Genomic DNA, 1,687 nt, shown 5'->3' with positions numbered 1-1,687 from the left:
GAGTATGTAAAAAATAAACAGGAGTTGTAGCTGTAGCAAGTTGTGTGGTACAGCTCATTGTTTGAAAAAATCAAATATCGAAAAAAGCTAGGCATTAAGCCTAGCTTCCATTAATCTAACTTTATTTTGAGTGTTTAAAATAAGGTTTATTTTAAACCAGCTAATTCTTTTAATAATTTAGCTTTTTCAGTGCTTTCCCAAGTAAAACCATCACGACCAAAGTGACCGTAGTTAGTAGTTTTACGGAAAACAGGTTTTAATAAATCTAATTCTTTAATAATACCGTATGGACGTAAGTCAAATACTTCACGTACTAATTGCGTAATACGTTCACGTGAAATCACTTCAGTACCAAAGGTTTCAACAAAAATTGAAGTTGGTTCTGCAACCCCAATAGCATAAGATAATTGTACTTCACAACGTTTAGCTAAACCTGCAGCCACAATGTTTTTAGCTACATGACGTGCTGCATAAGCTGCTGAACGGTCAACTTTTGAAGCATCTTTACCAGAGAATGCACCACCACCGTGACGTGCTGCACCGCCATAAGTATCCACAATAATTTTACGACCTGTTAGACCACAGTCACCTAGTGGACCACCAATTACGAAACGACCTGTTGGGTTGATTAAGAAGCGTGTATCTTTATCAATCCATTCAGCTGGTAATACTGGTTTAATAATTTCTTCGATAACCCCTTCACGGATAGTATTGTTATCTACGTCAGGGCTATGTTGAGTTGAAAGAACTACGGTATCAATACCTACGATTTTATCGTCTTGGTATTTAAAAGTAATTTGTGATTTAGCATCTGGACGTAACCAGCTTAATTTACCTGATTTACGTGTTTCAGCTTGACGTCTTACTAGTTTGTGCGCATAAGTAATAGGAGCTGGTAAGAAAGCTTCTGTTTCATCAGTAGCATAACCGAAAATAATACCTTGGTCACCAGCACCTTGATTTAATTCTTCTTCGCGGTCAACTCCTTGGTTAATATCACTTGATTGTTTACCGATACAAGATAATACCGCACATGTATTACCATCAAAACCTAAATCAGAAGTATTGTAACCAATATCAATTACGGTTTTACGCGCAATTTCTTCAACGTCAACCCAAGCCGAAGTTGTGATCTCACCACCAACTAAGATTAAACCGGTTTTAACGTAAGATTCACAAGCAACACGTGCTTTTGGATCTTGTTCTAAAATAGCATCTAATACTGAATCTGAAATTAAATCAGCAACTTTATCTGGATGCCCTTCACTTACTGATTCTGAAGTAAATAAATATTGACTCATAGGATCTCTCTTTAAGAAAATTGTTACACAAAAAACGATTGTAAAAAATGAGGTGGAAGTTTTTTACAAAAGTTATTATAACCTCTTTATTAAAAATCTTCTAAGTCTATAATTAAATTCTAAAAATTTTGTCATAAAATCAGTCTATTCGATTAAAGATTTAAAGAATAGACAATAATTATCAGTTGTGACAGAGATATACCCTTATAAAATGTAAGTCTTTATAGGGGGGGAATAAAAAACGGAGAAATAAATTCTCCGTTTTTTAATGATTTTCAATATGGTAAAAATAATACATTAAAGACGACTGTAATAGGTTGTCTAAAAAATGGGAGTAAGTAAAAAATAAATAATTAATAGTTTGTATGAGCTGTACCCCAAAAATG

The 1,687-nt window shown here is 33.9% G+C and carries 1 protein-coding gene; it reads right to left on the bottom strand.

The features are described 5' to 3' along the window. Window positions 1–146: 146 nt before the first annotated feature. On the bottom strand, window positions 147–1,301 hold the full coding sequence (gene metK, locus CKF58_RS07230; RefSeq protein WP_119532440.1) for a methionine adenosyltransferase: 1,155 nt from the start codon (window positions 1,299–1,301) through the stop codon (window positions 147–149). Window positions 1,302–1,687 lie beyond the last annotated feature (386 nt).

This window comes from Psittacicella hinzii (genome assembly GCF_003585935.1).
Taxonomy (GTDB): Bacteria; Pseudomonadota; Gammaproteobacteria; order Enterobacterales; family Psittacicellaceae; genus Psittacicella; species Psittacicella hinzii.
Note: the sequence above shows the minus strand (reverse complement) of the source record. Positions and strands in the feature narration are given on the sequence as shown.